General features: G+C 71.0%; 19 protein-coding genes. 9 read left to right on the top strand and 10 right to left on the bottom strand.

Translation table 11 applies throughout. The features are described 5' to 3' along the window. Positions 1 to 27 precede the first annotated feature (27 nt). Genes atzF through Apa02nite_RS39605 form a run of 5 tightly spaced genes read right to left on the bottom strand, consistent with a single transcriptional unit; the run spans position 28 to position 8,251 of the window. Positions 28 to 1,671, bottom strand: a complete 1,644-nt coding sequence (gene atzF / locus Apa02nite_RS39625; RefSeq protein WP_203829638.1) for an allophanate hydrolase — start codon at positions 1,669 to 1,671, stop codon at positions 28 to 30. Further along, a complete protein-coding gene (locus tag Apa02nite_RS39620; RefSeq protein ID WP_203829637.1) occupies positions 1,671 to 5,264 on the bottom strand; it encodes a 5-oxoprolinase/urea amidolyase family protein in 3,594 nt (1,197 codons plus the stop codon). The genes atzF and Apa02nite_RS39620 overlap by 1 nt, the downstream gene beginning before the upstream one ends. A gap of 4 nt (positions 5,265 to 5,268) precedes the next feature. Then, on the bottom strand, positions 5,269 to 5,883 hold the full coding sequence (locus Apa02nite_RS39615) for an urea amidolyase associated protein UAAP2 (protein ID WP_239164861.1): 615 nt from the start codon (positions 5,881 to 5,883) through the stop codon (positions 5,269 to 5,271). Next, the gene (locus Apa02nite_RS39610; RefSeq protein ID WP_067692271.1) at positions 5,877 to 6,686 is read right to left on the bottom strand and encodes an urea amidolyase associated protein UAAP1; all 810 of its coding nucleotides are present in this window, start codon (positions 6,684 to 6,686) and stop codon (positions 5,877 to 5,879) included. Before Apa02nite_RS39610 ends, Apa02nite_RS39615 begins: the two co-directional genes overlap by 7 nt. Beyond that, a complete protein-coding gene (locus Apa02nite_RS39605) occupies positions 6,683 to 8,251 on the bottom strand; it encodes an amino acid permease (protein WP_203829636.1) in 1,569 nt (522 codons plus the stop codon). Before Apa02nite_RS39605 ends, Apa02nite_RS39610 begins: the two co-directional genes overlap by 4 nt. Before the next feature lie 230 nt (positions 8,252 to 8,481). Between Apa02nite_RS39605 and Apa02nite_RS39600 the strand changes: the two genes are divergently transcribed. The 5 genes from Apa02nite_RS39600 to Apa02nite_RS39580 all read left to right on the top strand — a co-directional run bounded on the left by Apa02nite_RS39600 (position 8,482) and on the right by Apa02nite_RS39580 (position 13,721). Then, on the top strand, positions 8,482 to 9,081 hold the full coding sequence (locus Apa02nite_RS39600; protein ID WP_203829635.1) for a TetR/AcrR family transcriptional regulator: 600 nt from the start codon (positions 8,482 to 8,484) through the stop codon (positions 9,079 to 9,081). Between the two features lie 119 nt (positions 9,082 to 9,200). Next, positions 9,201 to 11,081 (top strand): NACHT domain-containing protein, encoded by a 1,881-nt coding sequence (locus Apa02nite_RS39595; protein WP_203829634.1) that lies wholly within the window; start codon positions 9,201 to 9,203, stop codon positions 11,079 to 11,081. 53 nt (positions 11,082 to 11,134) lie between these two features. Beyond that, the gene (locus tag Apa02nite_RS39590; protein WP_203829633.1) at positions 11,135 to 11,833 is read left to right on the top strand and encodes a YdcF family protein; all 699 of its coding nucleotides are present in this window, start codon (positions 11,135 to 11,137) and stop codon (positions 11,831 to 11,833) included. Between the two features lie 471 nt (positions 11,834 to 12,304). Then, positions 12,305 to 13,105, top strand: coding sequence for an SDR family NAD(P)-dependent oxidoreductase (locus Apa02nite_RS39585; protein WP_203829632.1), 801 nt, complete (start codon positions 12,305 to 12,307; stop codon positions 13,103 to 13,105). A gap of 115 nt (positions 13,106 to 13,220) precedes the next feature. Then, positions 13,221 to 13,721 carry a hypothetical protein gene (locus tag Apa02nite_RS39580; RefSeq protein ID WP_203829631.1) on the top strand — a complete coding sequence of 167 codons (501 nt, stop codon included), beginning with the start codon at positions 13,221 to 13,223 and terminating at the stop codon, positions 13,719 to 13,721. A 115-nt stretch (positions 13,722 to 13,836) separates the two neighbouring features. Here the strand turns inward: Apa02nite_RS39580 and Apa02nite_RS39575 are convergent, their stop codons facing one another. Next, a complete protein-coding gene (locus Apa02nite_RS39575) occupies positions 13,837 to 15,003 on the bottom strand; it encodes a hypothetical protein (protein WP_203829630.1) in 1,167 nt (388 codons plus the stop codon). 259 nt (positions 15,004 to 15,262) lie between these two features. Continuing rightward, positions 15,263 to 15,976 carry an alcohol dehydrogenase catalytic domain-containing protein gene (locus Apa02nite_RS39570; protein ID WP_275412874.1) on the bottom strand — a complete coding sequence of 238 codons (714 nt, stop codon included), beginning with the start codon at positions 15,974 to 15,976 and terminating at the stop codon, positions 15,263 to 15,265. 91 nt (positions 15,977 to 16,067) lie between these two features. Here Apa02nite_RS39570 and Apa02nite_RS39565 point away from each other — a divergent pair, with 91 nt between their 5' ends. Next, complete coding sequence (locus tag Apa02nite_RS39565) at positions 16,068 to 17,669, top strand: DUF885 domain-containing protein (protein WP_203829629.1); 1,602 nt, start codon at positions 16,068 to 16,070, stop codon at positions 17,667 to 17,669. A 5-nt stretch (positions 17,670 to 17,674) separates the two neighbouring features. On the opposite strand, the gene Apa02nite_RS39560 is transcribed toward Apa02nite_RS39565, so the two are convergent. Together Apa02nite_RS39560 and Apa02nite_RS39555 are read right to left on the bottom strand one after the other, a co-directional pair. Beyond that, positions 17,675 to 17,872: a hypothetical protein gene (locus tag Apa02nite_RS39560; RefSeq protein ID WP_203829628.1), complete on the bottom strand. Its 198-nt coding sequence runs from the start codon at positions 17,870 to 17,872 to the stop codon at positions 17,675 to 17,677. Between the two features lie 95 nt (positions 17,873 to 17,967). Further along, positions 17,968 to 18,864: a LysR family transcriptional regulator gene (locus tag Apa02nite_RS39555; protein WP_203829627.1), complete on the bottom strand. Its 897-nt coding sequence runs from the start codon at positions 18,862 to 18,864 to the stop codon at positions 17,968 to 17,970. A gap of 79 nt (positions 18,865 to 18,943) precedes the next feature. On the opposite strand from Apa02nite_RS39555, the gene Apa02nite_RS39550 reads away from it, so the two are divergent. From Apa02nite_RS39550 to Apa02nite_RS39540, 3 genes are all read left to right on the top strand, one after another. Beyond that, on the top strand, positions 18,944 to 19,789 hold the full coding sequence (locus Apa02nite_RS39550; protein ID WP_203829626.1) for an NAD(P)-dependent oxidoreductase: 846 nt from the start codon (positions 18,944 to 18,946) through the stop codon (positions 19,787 to 19,789). A 48-nt stretch (positions 19,790 to 19,837) separates the two neighbouring features. Next, complete coding sequence (locus Apa02nite_RS39545; RefSeq protein ID WP_203829625.1) at positions 19,838 to 20,254, top strand: RidA family protein; 417 nt, start codon at positions 19,838 to 19,840, stop codon at positions 20,252 to 20,254. 218 nt (positions 20,255 to 20,472) lie between these two features. After that, positions 20,473 to 22,395: a glycosyltransferase family 2 protein gene (locus Apa02nite_RS39540; RefSeq protein WP_239164859.1), complete on the top strand. Its 1,923-nt coding sequence runs from the start codon at positions 20,473 to 20,475 to the stop codon at positions 22,393 to 22,395. Positions 22,396 to 22,447: 52 nt separating this feature from the next. Here the strand turns inward: Apa02nite_RS39540 and Apa02nite_RS39535 are convergent, their stop codons facing one another. After that, complete coding sequence (locus tag Apa02nite_RS39535; RefSeq protein WP_203829624.1) at positions 22,448 to 23,341, bottom strand: NAD(P)/FAD-dependent oxidoreductase; 894 nt, start codon at positions 23,339 to 23,341, stop codon at positions 22,448 to 22,450. Between the last annotated feature and the right edge of the window lie 40 nt (positions 23,342 to 23,381).

Below are 23,381 nucleotides of genomic sequence, written 5' to 3'. Positions count from 1 at the left end.
ATTACCGCAATCTGCGTATTCGGTGCCTCACCGCGATGCCCGATAGCTGCGCCAACCGCCGTACCCGGTGATGTCGGGGGCGCCGGCGACCGCGCTCGTCTCGCAGAGAAAGCCGGTGACCGAGGTGCCGTCGGCGAGGCCGACCTTGCCCAGCACCATCGGTGACGGCAGCGCGGCCAGGAACGGCCCCAGCGCGGCCGGCGGTAGCTCCCACAGCTCCCCCTCGACCGCCGCGCCACCCTCGGCAACCCGCACCAGGCCGGGCTTCGGCGGGGTGCTGGGCAGCGCGTAGAGCCGGTACTCCGGGGCGGTGTCGACCCGGCCGATCAGGCGCGCGCCGGCCGAGGTGAGCTGGTGGTTGAGCGGCTGGCCGCTCAGGTGCGCGCCGACCACGAGCAGCGGCAGCCCGCCGGCGTAGCCGCCGGGTGACGGCACCCCGGTCAGCATCGCGGCGATGTCCAGGGCCACCGCGTCGGCGAACCCGCGCGTGATCACCTGCACCCCGATCCCGGCCGGCACGGCGACGGCGGCCAGGTCGAACAGGTTGCAGAAGTTCGTGTACGTGCCGACCCGCGCGTTCACCCCGACCGGGTCCGCGGCCACCTCGGCGATCGTCGGGTGGATCGGCGCGGTCGGCAGCAGCAGCGCGTCGGCGTCACCCCACTCGGCCATCGCCTCGCGGCGCAGCGTTTCGAGGCGCTCGGTGTCGGCGACCAGCACATGCGCGGGGATGTCCCGGGCCCCCGTGATGATCGCGCCGACGACCGGATCGACATCGGCCGGTGCGGTGTCCAGGAACGCGCCGACCGCCGCGTAGCGCTCCGCGACGAAGCCGCCCTCGTACAACAGCTTGGCCGCGGCCAGAAACGGTCCGAGACGGATCGGGCGCAACCGTGCCCCGGCGGTTTCCAGGGTTTTCGCCGCCTGCTCGAAGGCGTCGAGCCAGTCCGGTGACATCCCGGTCAACTCGGAGCGGTCCGGCACCGCGACGATCGGGTGCGGCGGCGCGGCCAGCGGGGCGTCGGCCGGCCACACCGGATCGGCCATGATCGCGATCGCCTGGCGGCCCTCGGCCAGCGTCCGGGCGAAGATCGTCACACAGTCGAGGCTGCGGCAGGCCGGCACGACGCCGGTGGTCGGCACCAGCCCGAGCGACGGTTTGATCCCGACGATCTGCTGGAACGCGGCCGGGACCCGCCCGGAGCCGGCCGTGTCGGTGCCCAGCGCCAGGTCCACGATGCCCAGCGCCACCACGACGGCGGACCCGGAGCTGGAGCCGCCGGACACCCGCGACGGGTCCCGCACGTCGCGGACCGCGCCGTACGGGCTGCGGGTGCCGACCAGACCGGTCGCGAACTGATCCAGATTGGTCTTGCCGAGCACGATCGCCCCCGCGTCGACGAGCCGTTGCACGGCGGGGGCGGAGATCAGGGGCTGATATTCGTACGATGGGCAGGCGGCCGTCGTCGGCAGCTCCGCAACGTCGATGTTGTCCTTGACCGCCACCAACCTCCCGGCGAGTGGCAGCTCCTCGCCCGCCGCGAGGCGGGCCTCGACCACGACGGCGTCCGCGAGCACCGCCTCGAGAGAGCGCAGCGTGATCCATGCCTCCGGCCGCTCCTCGAGGGCGAGCTGATCGAAAGCGGCCCGGACACGGTCCTGTGGAGTCATCAAGATGCCCTTCCGGCGAGAACGACGAGGGGACTCCCGGGCGCGACCTGCGCACCGGGGCTGACCAGAATCTGCGCGACCACCCCGGCGGCGGGCGCGGTGACGACGGTCTCGAGCTTCATCGCCTCCAGGGCGAGCAGCGGCTGCCCGGCCACGACGGTGTCGCCGGGCCGCACGTCGAGGCGCCACACGCTGGACGTGAACGGCGCCTCGACCAGCGTCCCGCCCTCCGGCACGGTCACCTCACCGGCCGGCGGTGGCGTGGCGGGCTCCGGCCGCGGGTCGAACTCCCCGGCCGCCGCCCAGTCCGCGCGCTCCTGACCGAAAGCGGCCGCCTGCCGGGTCTGGAACTCCGCGATCGACGGGGCATTCTCGGTCAGGAACCGCTCGTGGTCGGCGAGCCGGAACGTGCCGTCCTCGATCCGCAGCCGGTGCCGCCCGGCGGCCATGTCGGCCCGCAGGTCGAGCAGTTCCTCGGCGCCGACCGGGTACCACTGGATCCGGTCGAAGTGCCGCAGCAGGTACGGCGTCTCGCGCTGCCACCGCGACCACACCTGCACGGTACGGCCGACGAACTGGTACCCGCCCGGCCCCTCCATGCCGTAGACGCACAGGTACGCGCCGCCGATCCCGACCGCGTTCTCCGGCGTCCAGGTGCGCGCCGGGTTGTACTTGGTGGTCACCAGGCGATGGCGCGGATCGAGCGGGGTGGCCACCGGTGCACCCAGGTAGACATCGCCGAGCCCGAGCACCAGATAGCTGGCGTCGAAAACGGTCCGGTACACGTCGTCGACGCTGTCGAGGCCGTTCACCCGGCGGATGAACTCGATGTTCCACGGGCACCAGGGCGCGTCGTCGCGGACCCCGGCCATGTACCGCGCGATCGCTTCCCGGGTCGCCGGGTCGTCCCAGGACAGCGGCAGGTGCACGACCCGGCTGGGCACCTCGAGGCTGTCCGGCAGTTCCAGCGACCGGACCACGTCGAGCAGGGTTCGCACCGGCAGCACCGCCGGGTCGACGTGGATCTGCAGCGAGCGGATGCCCGGGGTGAGGTCGACGACGCCGGGCAGGCCCTCGGCGCGCAACCGGTCCTGCAGGGCGTGCGCGCGCATCCGCAGGCCCAGGTCGAGGGTCATCGGGCCGTACTCGACGAGCAGGTTGTCGTCGCCGGAACGCCGGTAGGTGACCTCGTCGTCGCGGGCCAGGATGCCGTCGTCGACCACGCGGATCAGCGGGGTGAAATCGATGTCGGACACCGGTACGAACCGCACGGTGTCACCCGGGGTGAGCTGACCGAGCTTCCAGCGCTCGGATGTGATCACGGTGGCCGGGCAGACGAAACCGCCGAGGCTGGGTCCGTCCGGGCCGAGCAGGATCGGCACGTCACCGGTGAAGTCGATCGCGCCGACCGAGTAGGGGGTGTCGTGGATGTTGGACGGGTGCAGGCCTGCCTCGCCGCCGTCGGCGCGCGCCCAGCGCGGTTTCGGGCCGATCAGGCGGACGCCGGTGCGCGCCGAGTTGAAGTGCACCTCCCACTGCGCGGCGTAGAACGCGTCGAGGTCCTCGCGGAGGAAGAATTCCGGGGCGGCGTGCGGCCCCTCGGTGACCCGGATCTGCCAGTCGCGGCGGATGACCGGCCGCTCGTCTCGACCCTGGCTGGGCCTCAGGGGTGTCTCAGCGGTGCTGAGACACCCCTGAGAGCCAGCCGATACCCGCAACCGGGTCGCGGTCCGGAGCACGTCGCCGACGTTTTCTGACGCCACGGTCCGGAGCACGTCGCCGACCCGCAGCGCCCGCCCGCCGTGCCCGCCGAACTGTCCGAGCGTGAACGTCGCCGCGCTGCCCAGGTAGGACGGCACATCCAGCCCGCCGGCGAACAGGACATAGGCCCGCAGCCCGCCGTCGACCGCCTTCCCCACCTCGAGCACTCCCCCGGCGGGCACGACGACCGGCTCCCACCGCGCCACCCGCATCCCGTCCACGGTCACCGGCACGGCCGCCCCGGTCACGCACACCGTGGTTTCCGCACTGAACCGCAGCACCGGACCGTCAACCGTGCACTCCAACCCGGGTGCGCCCTCGTCGTTGCCGAGCGCCCGGTTCCCCAGCCGGAACGACAGGTCGTCCATCGGCCCGCTCGGCGGCACCCCGACCTCCCACAGCCCGACCCGCCCCGGCCAGTCCTGCACGGTGGTCATCGTGCCGGGCCGCTCCACCACGATCCGGGGTTCCTCGTCGTGGACTCCGGCGAGGGTCGCGGTCGAGTGGGTCGCCGCCAGGACCTGCGGGTCCGCTGCCGCGGCCCGGAGAAGACCGAGGTTGGTCTCGATGCCGTCGATGCGGGTGGTCCTCAGGGCTTCGCCCAATTTCCGGTACGCGAGAGCGCGCGTCGGAGCGGCCACGATGATTTTGGCGAGCATCGGGTCGTACGCCGTGGACACCTCGGTGCCGGCCTCGACCCAGCCGTCGACGCGCACCTCCGCCGGAGACTCGACGTCGGCTCGCGGCTCGGCCGGGAACTCGGCGTTGGTGATCAGGCCGGCGCTCGGGCGGTGGCCCAGCGTCGGATCCTCCGCATAGACGCGCGCCTCGACGGCCACCCCGGCCGCCGTCAGTGGCGTGTCAAGGAACCCGGAGTCACCGCCGGCCAGCCGCAGCATCCACTCGACCAGGTCGATCCCGAAGATCTCCTCGGTCACCGGGTGCTCGACCTGCAGCCGCGCGTTCACCTCGAGGAACGAGGCCTGCTCCCGCTCCGCGTCGTAGACGAACTCGACAGTGCCCGCCGACCGGTACCGCACCGACTCGCAGAGCGCGACCGCTTTTGCCTGAAGCTGATCGCGGAGCGACGCCGGGAGGCCGGGCGCGGGCGCCTCCTCGATCACCTTCTGGTTGCGGCGTTGCAGGCTGCAGTCCCGGTCGCCGAGTGCCACGACCCGACCGGCGCCGTCCCCGAAGACCTGCACCTCGACGTGGCGGGCGCGCTGCACGAAACGCTCCAGGAACACCCCGCCGCTGCCGAAGCTGGCCACGGCCAGGCGCTCGACCCGGTCGTAGGCCTCGATCAACGCTGCTTGATCGGCGCAGGCCTGCATCCCGATGCCGCCACCACCGCCGGTCGCCTTGACCATGACCGGGTAGCCGATCCGCTCCGCCTCGGCCAAGGCCTGATCGAGACCGGACAGCAGCCCGGTCCCCTCGATCATCGGCACCCCGGCGTCGGCGGCCAGGGCCCGCGCCGTGTGCTTGGCCCCGAACGCGGTCAGCTGCGCGGGTGTCGGCCCGACGAACAGCAGTCCGGCCTGTTCGACGGCGGTGGCGAACCCGGCGTCCTCGGACAGGAACCCGTAACCCGGGTGCACGGCGCCGGCGCCGGTGGACAGCGCCGCGTCGAGCACCCGGTCCACCCGCAGGTAGCTGTCGCGGGCCGGCGCCGGCCCGAGCCGCACCGCCACGTCGGCCATCCGCACGTGCGGTGCGGCGCGGTCCGCGTCCGAGAACACGGCCACGGTCTTGAGTCCCATCCGCGCGGCGGTGCGGATGATCCGGCACGCGATCTCACCGCGGTTGGCGACCAGCAGGGTGTCGAACATCTTCTCAGTCCCCCGTAATGATCATGCGGACCGGTGTCGGGTCGAAGCCGTTGCACGGGTTGTTGATCTGCGGGCAGTTCGAGATCAGCACCAGCACGTCCCTCTCGGCGCGCAGCGAGATCCGCAGGCCCGGCGCGGAGATCCCGTCCACGATGCCGAGGCTGCCGTCCGGGTCGACCGGCACGTTCATGTACCAGTTGATGTTGCTGACCAGGTCGCGTTTGCCCAGGCCCCAGCGACTGCCCTCGATCAGGAAGTTCTCCACGCAGGCGTGCTGGTGCTTGGTGTGCTGGCCGTACCGCAGGGTGTTCGACTCGCGGCTGCACGCCCCGCCGACCGTGTCGTGCCGGCCGACCTCGTCGGCGACCACGGTCATCAGCGGCCGTCCCTCGCTGGAGCGCAGCACGCTGCCGGCGGTCAGGAAGATGTTGCCCTGCGCCGCGACGGTGTCCGGCGCGGAGTACCGCTCGCTGGTGTCGTCGGCGTTGTAGAGCAGGCAGTCGACCGCCTGATTGCCCTTGAGGTCGACGATGTCCAGCACCTGCCCGGCCCGCACGATCGCCGACCACGGCGCCCGCGCGTCCACCTGCTCGTCCAGCACGGTCTTGTCGGTCAGCACGGCATGCCCCTTGCCTCCAGGTAGTCCGCGGTGTTGCGGAACGCGCGTTCGCCTTCCGGCGACCGGGTCCAGAGCGGATCGGTGGGCGCGGTCGCCGTTCCGCGCACGGCTTCCACCCGCAGAGCCGAGCAGGTGTACGCGTCACGCGGATCGAGCGGGTGCGGAACGTTCACGAGCAGCACCGTCACCGGCATCTCGGCGCGCAGCTCCACCACCGCCCCGGCGCCCGCCGAGCCCAGCCAGGTGAACCCGCCGTCCTCGCCGACGCGCAGCCCCTGGAAGAACGAGATGCTCGGCGGCAGGTCCCGGCGGGTCAGCCCGTGCTTCGCGGCGGCCAGGGTGAACAGCTCCCGGCCCGCCGGGGTGGGGCCGTGCGGGGTGCCGTCGCCGTACCGTGTGGTGTTGCTCGTCGCCGTGGACGTGCCGCAGAAACTGTCCGAGCGGTCGCCCGCCCCGGCGGTGACCGAGGCGAGCACCCGGCCCTGGTCGGAGAGGAGCAGGTGCCCCGCGCCGACGTAGGCCTGCCAGAGCACCTTCACGGTGTCGGCGACGTTGAGCCGCTCCCACGGTTCGTCCGCGTTGAAGAGCAGGACCGAGACGCAGGCGTCGCCGTAGAGGTCGGTCAGCCGCAGCGTGGTACCGCGGGCCAGGCGCTTGCTGGCGTAGCCACCGCCCGGGATCGTCTCGGCCCAGGTCACGCCGTCGCCGGCGGTCGCCGCCGGTACGGTCGGCATGCACTCGACGACGGTGCCGTCCTGGGCGCGGGCGTGCTCACGGGCGCCGGCCGTGGTGGCCGTGCTCATGCGGTTTCCCCCTCCGGGACCACCGGCGTGGGCAGTGCCAGGTGCAGGGACATCGCCCGGGTGCGGTAGCGCAGGTAGGCCAGGCCGCCGGCGAGCAGGGCCGCGCCGACGAACAGCAGCGAGAAGTAGTGCAGGTACCAGTGGCCGCCGGCCGGGTCGTACACCTCCGGGCGGGGCCAGCCCAGGTTGACGATCATGCCGATGCCGTAGACCACGGCCAGCACGTTGACGACAAGTCCGAACCGGCCGAGCGAGAACAGCCGCCCGCCGCGCTCGGTGAGCGTCTCCTGCTCGCCGCGCGGCCAGCCCTTCAACCGGCGGAGCAGCAGGGGGATGGTGACCAGGGCGTACGCGATGTAGAGCATCACGATGCAGACACTGGTGATCGCGGTGAACAGCGCGGCCTGACCGATGTTGACCAGCAGCACGCCGGCCGCGCCGACCCCGACCACGATCGCCGGCAGGACCGGGGTGCCGGTGCGCGGGGACACCCGGCGCAGCGCACCGGAGAACGGCAGCACGTTGTCGCGCGCCATCGAGAACACCATCCGGCTGCCGGCCGTCTGGATGGCGAGCGTGCACACCGCGATCGCGATGGCCACGTCGACGAGCAGGATGCGCCCGCCGGTCTCGCCGAGGCGACTCGTCAGGACGTACGGAAGGCCCTCGGTGGCCAACCGGCCGTCGGTGAGCGACGGGGCCGCCATGAGTGCGGCGATCAGCATCAGCCCGCCGCCGATACCGGCCGCCGCGAGCGCCCGCAGGATCGTGCGGGGCGCGGTGTGGCGCGGATCGCGGGTCTCCTCGCTGAGCTCACCCGCACTGTCGAAGCCGACCACGACGTACGCCGCCATCAGCGCCGACACCAGGAACGGGCCGACGTAGCCGAGCCCCTCGCCGGTCCCGCCGGTGTCGAAGACGACGCCCGGGCCGCGTTCCGCGTGGGTCAGCAGCAGCACGACCACCGCGGCCACCCCGATGATCTCCAGCGTCACGCCGATGCTGTTCACGATCGACATCAGCCGTACGCCGATGATGTTGATGATCGTGGTGACCGCGATCAGCGCGGTGCCGAGGATGACCGCGTTGGTGGCGCCGGTCGTCGAGGTGAGCGACGGATCCCCGCCGACCAGCTGGAACCCGGACCAGATCGACGGCAGCACCACCTGCAGCGCGATCGCGGCCGCCGCCACCGTGGCGATCTGCGCGATGATCATGACCCAGCCGGCGAACCAGCCCACCGTGGCGTTGCCGAGCCGCCGCGACCACTGGTAGATGCAGCCCGAGATCGGATAGCGGGCGGCCAGCTCGGCGAAGGTCAGCGCGACCATGAACTGCCCGGCGAAGACCAGTGGCCAGGTCCAGAAGAACGCCGGCCCGCCGAACGAGAACCCGAACGCGAAGAGCTGGAAGACCGTGGTGAGGATCGAGACGAACGAGAACCCGGCCGCGAAGCTGGCGTAACTACCGATGCTGCGGCGCAGCTGCGGCTCGTACCCGAAGCCGCGCAGATCGGCGGCGTCGGCGGTGTCGTTCGCGTCGGGCGGGGCAGGAGCGAGGGACATGCCGCCTCCTATGGACAGGGCGGCTGACCTGCCGCCCGTCAATTTCTGTCAGTTGACAGATTCCGGGAGTGGGCATCGACGACGGTTTCTCGGTGGTAAACCTTGGATTGCCGGGTGTGTCGCCAGCGTTACGGCCGCTCCGGCCGCGGGTGGCCCGGCGCACCGTGACCCACGGGCCGCCCCGCCCCGGCGGATCCGGCGGTCGCCCGGGCGCGTGGAACGATGGACCGGTGAGCTCCGCCCCTTCTGTCGGACGACCCCGTTCCGGCGCCCGCCGCCTGCCGGCCGCGACGGCCCGCGAGGAGATCCTCGACGCCGCCGCCGAGCTGTTCGCCCAGCGCGGCTACGCGGCCACCTCGACCCGCCTGATCGCCGAGCGGGTCGGCATCCGGCAGGCGTCGCTGTACTACCACTTCAACACCAAGGAACAGATCCTGGCCGAGCTGCTGGAGGCCACGGTCCGCCCGTCGCTGGCGTTCGCCGCGGAGCTGGCCGCCCAGGGCCTCCCGCCGGCGGACGCGTTGCACGCCCTGGTCCGCTACGACGTCGGGGTGCTGCTCGGCGCCCGCTGGAACATCGGCATCCTGTATGCGCTGCCGGAGATCGCGTCCGAGCCGTTCGCCCTGTTCCGGCGCGAACGCGAGGAGCTGCGAACGGCGTACCGTCGCTTGACCGCGGCCTCGTCCACGAACGGCCCGGCAGTGCTCGGCGACCTGGTCTTCGGCCTGGTGGAAAGCGTCATCGGCATGCGCCGCGACCTGCCCACCCCGCCGGACGCCGAGTCCCTGCAGGAGACGGTCGCCGCCGCCGCGCTACGCCTCGTCCGCTAGCACCTCACCGTGGTCTCGGTGCCCTGACGGTGTAAGCCGACACCCGAACAGCCATGGTCCACTGTGCCCTCGATGGGTTAAATTCTGTCTCCCGGCGGGGTCCGTGGAGGGCGGCGCACGTGTATCCCACTCAGATCGGCGACAACAACGAGCAGAACAACAACACCTTCAACATCGCACCCAGTGTCTATGAACAGGCGCTCGACCACCTTCGATCGATGGGCGTCGAAGTAGCCGCCGAGCAGGTCACCTCACTGACCCCGCTCGGGGCACTGATCGTCCCTTGGGAACACCCGGATGCGCCTGCCTTGGTCGACGAGAACGACCTCTCCTGCTTCGTCGCCGAGGGCGGCCGGTTGCTGATTCTCGGCGCCTCTCAGTCCGGCAAGACCACACTGGCCAGCCAGTTGGTCCAACTGATCGGCGAGCGCACCGACCGGCAGGTGGTGCTCTTTCCCCTCACCGCCTGGGATGTCGCCAGAGTGAGCCTCAAGGACTGGCTTGCCGACCACCTCCGAACCGGCCTGCTACACGGGAGGGAAGAAGGCGACGTCGCCACCTGGTCACTCGCCGACAGCAAGATCCTTCCAGTTTTCGATGGCTTCGACGAGATCGATCCAGGCTTCCGCGACAGGGCAGCCGCCGCTATTCGGCACTATCTCAACGCCAAGCATCTACCCGCGGTGCTGACCAGCATCCCGCCACATGGGGGCGCGGCGTCGCCAGAGGCGGCGCTGGACCGGGCCGCGGTGATCACCCTGACCGCGGTCGGGGCCGCCGAGGTTGGTCGCTACCTATTGGAAGACGCTCCGCCCGAGACCATCGCCGGCTGGCATGTGGTCGCGGAGCGGATGACGACCGACCCGACTTCGCCGGTGAGCGTAGCGCTCTCCTCTCCGCTGATGGCCTGGCTCGCCAAAAGCATCTACGTCGCGCCGCGAGACCCGGCTGACCTGGTGGCCCTGTTCACCACACCGGAGCAGCTTGAAGAACATCTGCTCAGCCGCCTGGTCGACGCGGTCTTCGACAAACAGGACGCCAACCCACACGACGGCTCCCCGGCGAGGACCTTCACCCGCCGCGACGCCCGGCGCTGGCTCCGTTTCCTCGCCGTTCACGCCGACCGCAACATCGTCGCTTTCTGGGAGCTCCCGCGATACACGCCGGCCCGCGCCGCCGGGCTGACCCTGTCCGTGCTCGCCGGCGCATTCTTCGGATGGTTCGCCCGGACGGTCCCCGCAGTGGCAGCGCCGGTCTTCTACCTTCTGCTCACCGGTCTGTTCTTCGGATACACCTTCGCCCGCGGCTACTCCAGCGGACGAGCCGCGGGCGGCGACGATCCACGCCGGCACGGGTACGTAATCCGGTCATTGGCCGCAGGCCGCCCGACCGACGGCTCCGCCGGCGAGCACATCCGGTCCCTCGCCAAAGGCGTCCTGCTCGCTTCCATCACGTACGGCACCGCGGTGCTCGTCGGTGCCGGATGGCGCTGGGGTCAGCCGGTCGCCTCGTTCTGGGCGGGCCTCGCCATGGCGACTGGTCTGGCCACGCTTGCCGGCATCCTCGGAGGCCGGGTCGCTGCCGTATGGCTGCGTCAGGACACGAAACTGGACAGTGGCACCGGCGCACGGGCCGGAGATCCGGTGCTCGCCATCAGTAACGACCGTCGCAGCGGCGGCGGAATGGCGAAACTGGCACTCGTCCTGTTCACGCTCGGCTACCTGATCTATTGGTGGTTCTGGCTGCCGCCTGTCGCGCTTTCCGGGCTTGTCGCCGTGCCGATCGCAGTGATGATCACCCTACTCTGCTGGAACACTTGGACGCGGTACATCTGCGCGCTGCTGTGGCTGTCGGTACGGGGTCGCCTGCCCTGGAGGATGCCGGACTTCCTGCATGCCTGCCACTCAGGCGGTCTGTTGCGCCGCAGCGGCAACTATTTCGAGTTCCGCCACCGCCGCCTGCGCGCCCAACTCTCGCTCGTTGACACGAATGATCGGTAGCCCTCGTCCCGGCTCATAAGATCTTGCACGGAGGTCAGGCTTACCCTCGACGGATGCACCCGACCAGCCCACGCCCTGACGGACCGGTGACCTTCGAGATCCTGCCCGGCACACCGGGTCTCACTCTCGACGAGGTCGCTCATGTCCTGATCCCCGGCCGCGGCCGGAACGCCGCTGGAGACGGCTTGACCTCATTGAGTGCCGCACGGGTCGAGGTCGCCGCTTTCCTGTACCGCGATGCGGTCGGCGAACGCGGGGGCCGCGTAGTCTGTTCTGGCTACCGTTCCCCGGTGGACAACAAGGGCCGACGATGGACCACAGAAGACGCCCCGGGTGAGTTCTTCCAGGGTCTGCCGGAGGCCGACGCGATGCGGCGCAACCTGGCCGGCTTCGGCATTCCGCCCGAACTCATACGGGTAGAGCGCCATTCCGTGGACACGGTTACGAACCTGCTCCGCTCCGAGCACGAAGGTCATTTCGGCGACTCTCGGCCGGTAGCGATCGTTGCCCAGCGGGCCCACCTGAGCAGAATGCTCTCGATCATCGCGCCGAGAACTCTCCGTCGCCCATACCTGGGCGTGATCGTGCCTGAGTCCCGCCCGGAATCCGAGAGCCCTTTGACCAACCTGTCGAGCCGGGTGATCTCGGCTCATCTGCCCACCGATCCGCAGCGTGCGATCACCGTAGCCACCCGCCGAGCCGAGTCCATCTGGAGCCTGGCCCAACTCCTCGGTAAACGCGAATACCACTGACCGCCACGGCCAGAACAACGGCGCGCCTTGATCGTTCAGTGGCGGCTTGTTCCGGCCGGACAGAGTCCGCTCACGACAGCTCTCCACACCGCCCGATCCGGGATCGACAGAAGATGATCAAGTTGCGTATCGTCAGGCCCGCAAACACGCCATGGGGGCCGTACAACATGGGCACGGTTCATCTGTTCACAGCAGCGACGCTCATCGGAACGCCGATCGCTTGGGGCCCGGCGCCTGCCTTGGCGGCCGACACCATCGCACCGGTCGTCACCTCCACCGGCCTGACCGAAGGTCAAGGGAACCATCAACCTCGCGTACCGGGTCACGGCCTGGCACCGCGGACGCGACCAGACCGCCGCAGTCGTCCAGGCCCTGTGGGAAGCCGACGAGGCCGACCTACGCCGGGCTGGAGGAATACCTGCTGCAGATCCGGCCCCTGACTAGGTGTACTGGTCAGGGCAGACTGGCACCGTGACGAACATTTTGATCACCGGCGCCTCGGATGGGCTGGGGCGCGCCCTGGCGCGCGCGCTGGCCGCTGCCGGGCACCATCTCGTTGTCCACGGCCGCGACGCCGACCGGTTGGCCGGTGTAGCCCGGGAGACCGGCGCGGTGGCGATCCGGGCCGACCTGTCGTCGCTCGACGAGGTACGCGCGCTCGCGGCTCAGACCGCCGAGCGTGCTGCCGGAATCGACGTGCTGGTCAACAACGCCGGTGTGGGGTTCGGCGCCCCGGGCGCTGGCCGGGAGCTGTCCCGCGACGGGCACGAGTTGCGCCTGGCGGTCAACTACCTGGCGCCGTATCTGCTGACCCGGTTGCTGCTGCCAGCCCTGCGCCAGTCCGGTCACGCCCGAATTGTCAATGTCGCCTCGGCCGGGCAGCGTCGGGTCGACCTCGACGACCTGATGATGGAACAGGAGTACGCCGGGGTGGAGGCGTACCGCCGGTCCAAACTTGCGCTGATCGCGCATACATTCGATCTCGCCGACGAACTGGCCGATTCCGGCGTCACCGCCAACTGCCTGCACCCGGCCTCACTGATGCCGACCGCGATGGTGCGTGAGTCCCGCTACGGCACCATCGACTCGCTGGAGCAAGGACTGCACGCGACGCTGCGCCTCATCGTCGACCCCGAGCTGGACCGCGTATCCGGCCGGTACTTCAACGGCACGCAGCCCGCGCGGGCACTCGACCAGGCTTACGACCCGGCGTTTCGCGCCCGGCTGCGCGAGCGCACCGAGGCTCTGCTGTCCGCGCGGCACTCGCCGTGACCGGTATCAGGAACGGACAGGTCATCCGCGGCAGAACCGGACGCCTCAGGGGCAGCCGGGCGTTCCATTAGGCTGTGGCGAATTCGAGGGGGATCTTGTGGGAGCTTCGTCCTGGGTGAGCCGGGTCGCCTACCAGCCGGACATCGCCGCCGCCCTGGAGATCGCGAGGTGGGACGCCTTCCGAAGCGGCGATTTCTACCGCACCGACGATCTGCCTCAGGCATTGACCATGACGGAGGACGAGTTCGTCGAATGGCTCGTGGACGATTCCGGGCCGCTGGCCGAACCGGAGGCACGGCCGTTGTGGCGGGCCGTCCGTGCCGGCGAGCCGAGCGACCCCGATACTCTCCGATTCATCCAGCCCGAGTCAGGCACCCATTCGGTTATCGACATGGGCTCCGTGTCGGACGTCCCCGACATGTTCGCGGTCGCGCCGGCTCCCGGTGAACTACTCGACGCCCTTTTCGGAACCCGCACGCCGAGCACGGATGCGGTAGCCGAGGTGGCAGCAACCGGAGAACTGGACTTGTACGACCGCTGGCACGGCACCTATGTCATCGGCTACCGGGACGCGACACCCGAAGCAATCTTCTTCGTCGGCCACAGCGGTGACTGAATCCCCCCGCGCGTTGAGTACGGGAACGTCGAGCGTGCCGCGACAGACGGACGGTCCGCCGGGACGTCGAAGTACCGGAAGACCGCTGACGCCACGCCCTACCAATAGGCCGCGATCAGCGGTCGTCCGGCCGCTCCCTCCCGAGCGGCTGGCCGGTTCTGCCGGTCTCGTCGAACCAGCCTTCGGGATCGGGATGGTAGCCGTACGCCGCGGCCCGGACGGTCTCCTCGTGCTCCAGCCCCGAACCGATCGCGCCGCCGATGGTGGCCAATGAGCTGACGATCCAGGCCAGCGTGAGGTAGTCGGCGATCCCGATCGGCGGATGCAACGACTGCTGGAGCACCAATGGGGGGATCAGGAGCCATGCGGCGGCCGCCGTCCCGGCGAACAGCACCAGATAGGACACCGTGGTGGCCAGGCAGAGCGTGAGCACGGTGCCGATGTTGAAGAGCCGGGCCAGCTCCGGAGGTGTATCGCGGCCGGGTTTCTCCCAGAGATCGTGCGCGACGATGAGCCAGGCGACCAGCGACCCGATACCGAGCACCATGATCGTCGTCAGGCGCAGTGCACCCAGCGCCTCACCCATCTGCCAGATGGTGTTGGTGGTCAGCGCGAAGGCCGCGGTACCGAACGCGCCCACCAGCAGCTTCGACAACCCGAGCAGTGCCCGGCCGGGCCGGTTGGCCCGCACCATGCCGACCACCAGCCGCAACCCACCCCGGAAGCGGGAGGCGACAAGGCCGATCTCGCCATCGTCGCTGGTGTCGAGGATGCGATGAATGGCCGCTACCACGCCCACCAAGTCTCTCAGCGGTCCCGGGGCGCCACCCGTGCCGGACCGGTGGAGCAGTTCCTGCACCAGGTCGGGGACGACCGCCCGCACCGCCCGCCACTGACCGAGACCGAGCGCGGGCAGCGAGACCATGGCGACACGACGCGCGGCCGACGATCGCACCACGATCGGTACACGCTGCGTCTGAAACGGCAGGTCGGTCAGGCAGATCGCCACCTCCCAGCCCTCCTGCTCGCGACGGCGTGCCACATCGTCGAGCAGCGCCTCGACACCCCCGTCGCGGCGCGGCGCGACCGAACCCCACCCGGTCCGGACCTCCCACCGCACCTCGTCGTCCACCCGCCGGGCGAGCAGGTCGGCAAGCTCGTCGGCAAGCCGCTGCGCGACCCGCGCGGGATAGTCGGGCGGGGTGGCGATCAGGCCCACCACGATCGCCGTCCGGTCATCGTCGCGCTCGTCCGCGGTCTCGACATCCGGGTTGCCGGTCATCAACCGCTCCTGCCAAGTGGTCCGGGAGGCGTCGTCCCACGCGGCGGATTCCGAGGTGTGGTGGTCGGCGGCCCGGGAGGGCGGCCGCGTCCGCAGCACTCGCGCTACTGAGGAACAAGTTACACGGCAGGACGCTCGCGATCCGGGCCACCGGCCGTCGCGTCGACTCGCGGCTCCTCGCCGACCGCCACGTCCCGGTCCGCGTGACGCAGGCCGGCGCCGGACGCTGCCGGCCGCTTGTGCAGGTGCCGGCGTGCGTTCAGCTCGCCGGTCCTGTCACGCTCCCGCCATCGCCGGGTGCAGGACGACCTTCGTCCAGCCGTCGTCCCGGTTCCTGGGAGTCGTCGATGGCGATCGCGCCGATCGACTCGGCCAGGCGCAGCCGGTCGGGGTGCCGGTCGACGATCATCACCTTGCTCGCCCCTCGGATGGTCGCCGACAGGGCGGCCATCAACCCGACCGGGCCCGCGCCGTAAATGACGGTCTGGTCGCCGGGTTGCACGCCGGCCAACTCGGTGGCGTGGTAGCCGGTCGGGAAGATGTCGGCGAGCATCACGTAGTCGGTCTGACGCTGCTCGGCGTCCTCCCCCAGCCGCAGGCAGTTGAAGTCCCCCCAGGGCACGCGCAACAGCTCGGCCTGTCCGCCGCCGTAGGGGCCCATGTCTGCGAAGCCGTACGCGGCACCGGCCATGGTCGGCTCGGGCTGAGCGGTCAGGCAGTAGTTCGTGAGCTGACGCTCGCAGTTCTTGCAGTGTCCGCACGAGATGTTGAACGGCAGGACGACCCAGTCGCCCACCCGGATCTTGTCGACGCCGGCGCCGATCTCGACCACCTGGCCCAGGTTTTCGTGTCCGAACCAGCGGCCGGCCTCGAAGTCGGTCCGACCTTCGTACATGTGCAGATCCGAGCCACAGATGTTCGCCGCCTCCTCGTCGCAGACGCCTACTCCGCCCAGGCTTGGACGGCATCTCATTACAGACCTCGACAGACCTCGACAGACCTCGCCGGACCGGTATCGGCAACCGCGGATGGGTAGACTCAGAACGAGGCACTAGCATCGCCTCGTGATCGAGGACTTTGCGGGGCGGCTGCTTCGGGATCTGGCACGCCTCGACCCCTGCTCGGCGGTGGTCGACGCCGGGGAGCAGGACGTTGACGGGCTCACCGACTACAGCCCGGACGGTCATCAGGCCCGTGCCGATCTCGCCGCCGCCGCCCTGCGCGAGCTCGATCAGCTGCCCGCCACCAGTCCGCTGCACGCCCACCTCGCCGAGCGGTTGCGCACCCGGGTCGCGTTCCACGACGCCGGTGAGGACCTGCGCGAGCTGCACGCGGCGGCCACCGGCCCGCTCCAGGTCGTCCGCCAGTCCGTGGAGGCCGCGGTGCCGGGCCGCGACACCGAGGGCCGATCGTACGAAGAGAGCTGGGCCCGGGTCGGCGCGCGTGTGGCCGCGATCCCGGCCACCCTGGACGGGTACGCGCGCAGTCTCCGACTCGCCGCCGACCGCGGTCACCTGCCGACGCGGCGTCAGGTGGAGACGGTGACACAGCGCTGCCGGCAGTGGGCCGACGAGGACGTCTCCTTGGTCGAGCGCTACGGCGACGGGCGGCAGCTGGCGTCGTTGCGGGCGGCGGCGTTGAGCGCGCGGTGTGCGTACCAAAAATTTGCCGGGATGCTGACAGCGGACCTGGCACCGCGGACCCGTGGCGAGGAAGCTTTCGGACCACAACGGTACGCACTCTGGGTGCGGACGTTCCTGGGCGCCGAACCGGATCTGCGCGAGCTGCACGACTGGGGCTGGGCCGAGTTCACCGCGATCGAGGCGGAGCTGGTCGCGGAGGCCAAGTCGCTGGGCGGCAGCGTGCCCGCGGCGCTCGACCGACTCGACCGCCCCGACGCGCCCGGCGTCCTGCACGGCCGGGACGCGTTCGGCGCCTGGCTGCAGGACCTGCTGGAGGCCACCACCGAGCACCTGCACGGCACGCACTTCGACATCCCCGCGCCGCTGCGGCGCATCGAGTCGCGGGTGACCGTTTCCGGCGGCACCGGCTACACCGGGCCGTCACACGACCTGACCCGGCCGGGGCGCGTGCGGTGGTTCCTCCCCGAGGGCCAGCAGAGTTTCCCCACCTGGATCGCCTACAGCACCGCCTACCACGAGGGCGTTCCCGGTCATCACCTCCAGCTCGGCCACGAAGCCTGCCAGGGCGGCCTCGGCCAGCAGCTGAACCTGCTCGGCGGGCTCTCCGGCTGCCGCGAGGGCTGGGCCCTCTACGCGGAGCGGTTCATGGACGAGCTCGGCCTCTACCAGCAGCCGGGCGCCCGGCTGGGGCACCTGTTCATGCAGCTGCTGCGGGCGGCGCGGGTCGTACTCGACATCGGCCTGCACCTGCGCCTGCCGATCCCGGCCGGCGACGGCGCCTTGTGGACACCGGACGCCGCGCTGCGACTGCTGCGGGACCGCTGCCACCAGGGTGTGTACGCGGACGGTGAGCTGGCGCGCTATCTGGGCCGGCCCGGGCAGGCGCTGACCTACAAGGTCGGCGAGCGGGTCTGGCTGGCGTCCCGCTCATCGTTCCGCGGCGACCGGCGGGCCTTCCACCGGCGTGCGCTGGAGGTCGGCTCGCTGGGCCTGGACCCGCTGGCCGAGGCCTTGGCCTCGTGACACCGTCAGGCGATGCCGCTCCGGCTGACGACGGTCGTGCCGAGGACGGGAGTGCCGTTGATCCCGCCGTTGACCAGCCAGCAGGACATCACCACCTGTGAGCCCTCATCGATTTCGAAGTCCCAGGTCTTCGACGTGCCGGCGCCACCCCACCACATGGTGTCGTGGGTGTGATGTTGGCCGGCCGGGTCGATGGAGTACATCGTGCCGATGACGCCGACGCCGTCAGCGGCCGGGCAAGGGCGGTCCTTTGTGGAGAGGGACCGGAACCATAACGTCCGTCGATCTTCACTGTCCACTACACGAAGGCGCCCGCCGCCTCGGTCAAGCAACTCAAGAACCGCTCCACCGCAGGTGACCGCGTCCGCCCTGCCACCGTCGCGGCATACACCTTGCGCACCGGCACGTCGTCCGGATGCAGCCGCAGCAGCGTGATGTCGGCCGGCGCGCCCCGCGCCGCCAGCACCGGAACCAGCGTCACCCCGAGCCCCGCCGCGACACACCCCAGTTTCCCGGTCCACTCACCCACCACGATGTCGATCCGCGGCCGGAACCCGGCGGCCGCACTGTCCCCCAGCAACGTCTCCTCGGCCCGCGGCGAGTTCGCGATGAACGACTCGTCGGCCAACTCGGTCAGCCGCACCGTCCGCCGCCGCGCCAGCCGATGCCCCCGCGGCACCGCGACCAACATCCGCTCATCAAGCAGATGGTGCAGCTCGAACCGATCGGAATCGGGCGGCCCGGCCGGCGCACTGCTGACCACCGCCACATCCGCGTCCCCGGCCACCAACCGCTCCAGCAGCCGCGGCGACATCCCCTCCACCAGCGACAACGCCACCCCCGGAAACTCGTCCCGGAACGTCGCCAGCGCCCGCGGCACGAGCGCCGCCACCGCCGTCGCGAACGCGCCCACCCGCAACCGCCCGGCATCGAGGGCCTCAAGATCGCCGACTGCCTGACGGGCCGCGGCCACACGATCAAGAACAGCTTCCGCGTACGGCAGCAGCGCCCGCCCCTGCTCGGTCAACGCGATGCCCCGGGGCAGCCGGTCGAGCAACCGAGCCCCGACCTCCGCCTCCAGCGCCGCCACCTGCCGCGACACGGCCGACTGGGTGAACCGCAGCCGCCGGGCCGCCGCCGTGATCGAGCCGAGCCGCGCCACGGTACGGAAAACGTCGAGCAACTGGGTCTCCACCAACTCATGCTAGCCGCGCATGTCAGCCATGCGAGACAGTCGTTGGTCGCATGGCGCCCGCTCCCCTAGCGTCGTTCCCATGACAGCGATCACGGTCCTGGGCACCGGCCGGATGGGCACCGCCCTGGCCATCCGCCTGAGCGAAACCGGTCACCAGGTCACGGTCTGGAACCGCGACCAGTCCCGCACCACCGCGGCGGCCGCCGCCGGTGCCAAGGTCGCCACTACGCCCGCCGAAGCGGTGTCCGCGGCGGACCTGGTGATCACCATGCTCACCGACGCGCACGCCGTCGAGGCGGTCCTATTCGGCGCGGCGTTGCCCGGCGACGGTGCGGTGGCGGCGCTGCGGTCCGGCACCGTCCTGGTGCAGATGTCGACGATCGGTCCGGTGGAGACGACGGGGGTCGCGGACCGGCTGCCGGACGGGGTGCACTTCGTGGACGCCCCGGTCGGCGGGAGCGTCGACGCCGTAGCGGCCGGCACCCTGGCCATCCTGGCCGGCGGAACTCCCGAAGCGCTGCGGCGTGCCGAACCGGTCCTGCACCACCTCGGCACCGTCCGGCGATGTGGTGCGGCCGGCGTCGCGAGCAGCGTGAAGCTGATGCTGAACACCGCGATGCTGACCGCGCTCGGCGCGCTGCACGACACCCTGCTGACCGCGGAGGGGCTCGGCATCGACCGGGCCGTCGCGGCCGACCTGCTGACCACCGGGCCGCTGGGCGGAGCACTGCGCCGCGCGACAAGCACCACTGCTGACTTCCCGGTCGCCCTCGCCATCAAGGACCTGCACCTGACGCACGACGAGCCGGCCGGCCGCCCCGTCGTCGCCGCCACCCTGCGCCTGCTCGAAGCGCTCCCCGACCACACCGCCGACCTGTCCACCCTGATCAGTCCCGCCCCGCGCCACCCCGCAGACCCGGCCTGACTCGCCGGGGCCGCACCGGAACACGCTCGTGACCCCCTGGAGGACTCCGTGAAACTCACCCTCGACAACCCCGCCTCGGTGGCCGCGCCCTACGCGGATCGGTTCGCGAACGTCGCCCGCCTGGACCTGCCCGGCGGCGCCCTGCTCACCCTGGCCGGCCAGGTGGCGGTCGACGACGCCGGCGCGGTCGTCGCACCCGGCGACACCGGAGCCCAGGCCACCCGGATCTTCGAGATCATCGGCGGGCTGCTCGCCGCGCACGGTGCCGGGTTCGGCGACGTCCTGCACGTCCGGACGTACATGATGGATCTGGCCGATCTCCCGGCCTACGCCGCGGTCCGGCGCCGGATCTTCCCGGCGGACCCGCCGGCCAGCACCACGGTCCAGGTCAGCGGACTGTTCCTGCCCGGCCTCACCCTGGAGGTCGAAGTCGTCGCCGCGGCACCCGCCCGCGGAACGGAATAGTGCCCGGCCGACCTACCCGGCCCGGCAGCCACCGTCTCGCCGAGCCTCGGCGTCGCGACCACCTCGGTGACCCTCCCGCACCTGGGCGTCAACACCCGGGTCCAGCACCTCTCCTGCTCCGACCCGGTGCCCGCCCGATCCGGCGGGCAGGACGGGCGTGGCAAAAGCTCGGACCACCACCCACGCGGCCGATGAAAGGACAACCGAGGACAGGACTGGTGCACACAGGTATGAACGACCACGTCGAACGCCGAATACCCGGCGCCCTCTACGGGCGTGCCGCCACTGAACTCACCGGAGCACTCCAGCCGACGCGATCCCGCGTCGGCTATCGGCCGGCGTACTCCCGCCGCGACGACTGGACCCTGCGGGCGCTCGGCCTGCTGCACGTGGGTGCGGCCATCGCCCTGGCGATCTATCTGCTGATGCCGGGCAACCTGCCGGTGCTGCAGTCGAAGAACGCCGTCCTGGCGGTCTGTTCCGTGATCGGCCTGCTCGTCATGGTCGCCATGCAGGTCATCGTGGCGCTGCGGACGCTGGTGCTGACGTTCTTCGCCGCCCGGGCCAGGGACCCGATTCCGATGGTGCCCCCACCCGGTCTGCGGGTGGCGGTGCTGACCACGATCGTGCCCGGCAAGGAGCCTGTCGAGCTGGTCATGGCGACCCTGCGGGCGATGCGGCGGATCCGGCACGACGGTGTCCTCGACGTCTGGCTGCTCGATGAGGGCGACGACCCCGAGGTACGGCGCCGCTGCGAACGGCTCGGAGTGCGCCACTTCAGCCGCAAGGGCCAGCCGGACTGGAACCAGCCCGCCGGCGCGTTCAAGGCCCGGACAAAACACGGCAACCACAACGCCTGGCGCTCCGCCCACGAGAGCGAGTACGACGTGGTGGCGCAGATGGACCCCGACCACGTCCCCTATCCGAACTTCCTGGAACGAACGCTCGGCTACTTCGCCGACCCGGACACCGCCTTCGTGGTGGCGCCGCAGGTGTACGCGAACCTGACGGAGTCGTTCGTCGCGCGCGGCGCCGCCGAACTCGCGTACCTGTTCCACGGGGTGATCCAGCGCGGCGGGAACGGGCGTGGCGCCCCGCTGCTGATCGGCACCAACCACCTCTATCGGCCCGCCGCGTTCCAGCAGATCAACGGGTACCAGGACTCGATCATCGAGGACCACCTCACCTCGATGGTGATCTTCGCCGCGACCAACCCGGCCACCGGTCACGCGTGGCGCGGCGTCTACACCCCCGACGTGATCGCGGTCGGTGAAGGACCGGCGACCTACTCCGACTTCTTCAGCCAGCAGAAACGCTGGGCCTACGGGATCTGGCAGATCGCTCGCAGCCACTCACCGGCGGTGCTGCGCCGCATGCCGCAGGTGAGCCAGCGGCTGTCGTTCGCGGCGTTGCAGACGCACTACCCGACCACCGCGATCTCCTGGGTCAGTGGCATCTTCCTCACCGCCCTGTACCTGGTCGGCGGGGTCACCATCACCCGGCTCCCCAGCATGATCTGGGCACTGCTGTTCCTGATCAACGTCGCGGCCGGACTGGCTTTCGTCCAGTTCACCCGCCGGTTCAATCTGGTCGCCCACGAGCGCCGCTCGTGGGGCCTGAGCGGCATGGCGCTCGAACTGATCACCGCACCGGTCTACCTCGCCGCGGCGGCCGCCCAGCTGGCCGGACGCCCGCTCGCCTACGTGGTCACCCCCAAGGGTTCCGCCGCGACCGGCGACACCTGGCGCGCGTTCCGGCCCCACCTGGCCTGGGCCGCGGTGAGCGGCGCCTGCATCGCCGCCGGCGTCGCGAGGCACCACAGCTTCGTGTCGTTGTACTTCTGGGCCGTGCTGACCATCGTCACCTGCCTGGCGCCGATCGTTCATCTGGCGCTGGGCCGCTGGTCACGTACCCAGCCCGTGGTCGCGAGTCGCCGGGTCGGCCAGCTCCTGATGACCGCTGGGCTGATCACCGAGGAACAGCTGGGCGAGCTGCTCGACCTGCAGGTGATGACCGACGGGCCGTGGCGGCGCCTGGGTGACCTGGCCGTCGAGGCAGGTTACGTGACCACAGCCGAGCTGGCGTCAGCCACCGACACCAGGCCGGACCGGTCTCCGGACCAGCTGGCTCGGGCGGCCTGACCGGCGACCGGTCCGGTGGCCGGGAGACGAGGATCTCCCGGTTGCCGGCTGGTCAGCCGAGCACGGCCCGGGCCACCGCACGGCCGGAGAGCCAGGCGGTCTGGACGCGCGGGCGGCCGAAGGCGTCACCACAGAGCCAGACCCGGCCGTCCACGGCGTAGAGGGCGCCGGTGGTGGCCACCGGCTGGGCATAAGTCCAGCGGTGCACGTGCACCTCGGGCTTCGCGGCGATACCGAGCAGCTCCCCGACGGCCTCGGCGAGAATCGGCCCGGCCGACTCGGGGGCGGTCAGATGCCGGGCCGCCAGCGCGGCGGTCGAGTGGGCGACGAGCACCGGGGCGCCGTCGCCGCGACGGTCACCGTCGTCGCACACCGTGGCGAGCAGTGGACTCTCGTTGACGAAGGCGCCGCGCAGATCGCCCCACTCGCGGGACGGATAGGTGAGGACGGCAGCGATCACCGGCTGCCAGGTCTGCGCACCTGCCGCAAGGGCGATCGCCGGTGGCGGAGCCAGCCGCAGGGCCTGGGGACCGGGCATGGCCAGCACCACGGCGTCCGCGTCCTCGGGGACGGTGGTGATCGGCGTCGACAGCCGTACGTCGAGCCCGGCGGCGAGGTCGGCGGCCAGTGACCGCAGCCCGCCGGGCGCCGCCCACCGCACCGGTCCGGAGCTCTCCTGCCCGCCGGGATAGACCCGCAGGGCGGTGGTCCACGGCCGGGCGAGCCCGCGCGACTCCCACGAGGTGACCTGCGCGGTGAAGTCCGGGTCGTCGGCGACCAGGTAGGCGGCGCCGATGTCGGCGTAGCGGCCGTCGTACCGCTTGCTGGCCAACCGGCCGCCGGGCACCCGGCCTCGCTCGACCACGCGTACCCGAGCGCCGCCCTCGCGCAACGCCTGCGCACACGACAGCCCGGCGATCCCGGCGCCCACCACGACAACGTCCATGGTCGAGACCCTACCGACCGGCCAGTCACGGGACCTCGGA

It is taken from the genome of Actinoplanes palleronii, assembly GCF_016862315.1.
Lineage (GTDB): Bacteria > Actinomycetota > Actinomycetes > Mycobacteriales > Micromonosporaceae > Actinoplanes > Actinoplanes palleronii.
This window is presented reverse-complemented; position numbering and strand designations above follow the sequence as displayed.